The organism is Microcystis sp. LE19-131.1A (assembly GCF_027532015.1).
Classification (GTDB): domain Bacteria; phylum Cyanobacteriota; class Cyanobacteriia; order Cyanobacteriales; family Microcystaceae; genus Microcystis; species Microcystis ichthyoblabe_A.
The window spans coordinates 1-1,232 of record NZ_JAPZSS010000023.1; the positions used below are offsets into that span (position 1 = coordinate 1).

The window sequence follows — 1,232 nt, forward strand, 5'->3', positions numbered from 1 at the left end:
GATTTAGAATTTTATCATCAAGATACAGGAATCGGAGACGACGTTTTGGTCTGAGATTTAATTTAATCGCTGGCATTTACAACTACGAACTTGCTTTAGGCTATAATCAAGTAGCTGAATAAGACTTTTGCAGGAGGTCTAGTGTAATTGCTCGTAAAATTGGGAATTAAGTACAAGGGCAATCCTATGGCAGATAACAATAACGGTAACGGTGGCTTATTCGTCGTCGGGGTTTTAGTGGGCAGTGCGATCGGAGTAGTGGCGGGTTTATTAGTAGCGCCCAGATCTGGAAAAGAAACCCGTCGCATTCTGCAAAAATCCGCCCAAGCTTTGCCGGAATTAGCCGAAGATCTGACCACGACGATGCAATTACAGGCCGATCGCCTATCGGAATCGGCCCGGCGTAATTGGGATGATACTTTAATCAGATTAAAAGAGGCGGTGACAGCCGGAATCGAAGCTAGTCAAAGTCTAGCCACAGACAATCCCTCCCCTGACTCGCAAGAATCCCCCCAAGGCGATAATCAACACTCGAATCACTATTAAATGACCGAACCTATTTTCTGGCTAGGATGTTCTTTACTGCTAGTCGCCGTTAGTTTAACGGCGGTTTTCATCGCCGCTTTACCTGCTCTGCAAGAGTTAGCCCGGGCAGCCCGCAGTGCCGAAAAATTATTCGATACCCTCCATCGGGAATTCCCCCCGACTCTAGAAGCAATTCGCCTGACAGGGGCGGAAATCAGCGAATTAACCGACAATATCGATGAAGGGGTCAAAAGTACCCGCCAAGTTGTCCAAGGAGTCGATCGCAGTCTCGGTAGTGCTAAAGCTGGTCTTAGCAAGCTCGATCGTGGCAGCCGTCGCCTCCTGATCGGTTTTAAAGTCGCTTGGAATACTTGGAAACGCAGTTAAGGAGATGGGGCAGTGGGGTGTGGGGTGTGGGGTGTGGGGTGTGGGGTGTAGGGTGTGGGGAAGTGGGGAAGTGGGGAGATAGGAGAATTTCAACTAATACCCCAAAACCCTCAAACCCCAACTCCCTAAAACCCCAACTCTCAACTCCTAACCCCACCAACAAACTTTTTCAGCAAACCCTAAATAGGGTTTGCTGAATAATGGTAAAAACCTTACAGGAAAGGGCTTTTAGCTTGATTGAGAGCTTCCCAAATGCACTTAAATCTGCTAGAATCTCTTAAAACCCTTGCATCACCCTTGCATCACCCTTGCATCTTCTC

Annotated in this window: 2 protein-coding genes and 1 pseudogene; all 3 read left to right on the plus strand. The window is 47.8% G+C overall.

Translation table 11 applies throughout. From position 1 onward, the window contains the following. Window positions 1-122: pseudogene (locus O9323_RS02175) on the plus strand (IS5/IS1182 family transposase); the annotation flags it as partial. Window positions 123-186: 64 nt separating this feature from the next. Further along, entirely contained in the window at window positions 187-546 is a 360-nt protein-coding gene (locus O9323_RS02180; RefSeq protein ID WP_288124630.1) for a YtxH domain-containing protein, read from the plus strand. Continuing rightward, on the plus strand, window positions 547-912 hold the full coding sequence (locus O9323_RS02185) for a hypothetical protein (RefSeq protein WP_002735843.1): 366 nt from the start codon (window positions 547-549) through the stop codon (window positions 910-912). Window positions 913-1,232 lie beyond the last annotated feature (320 nt).

What these genes read in the sequence shown, in the direction of transcription:
- O9323_RS02185 (WP_002735843.1), top strand. Translation starts at nt 547, where the DNA reads ATGACCGAACCTATTTTCTGGCTAGGATGTTCTTTACTGCTAGTCGCC.
- O9323_RS02180 (WP_288124630.1), top strand. Translation starts at nt 187, where the DNA reads ATGGCAGATAACAATAACGGTAACGGTGGCTTATTCGTCGTCGGGGTT.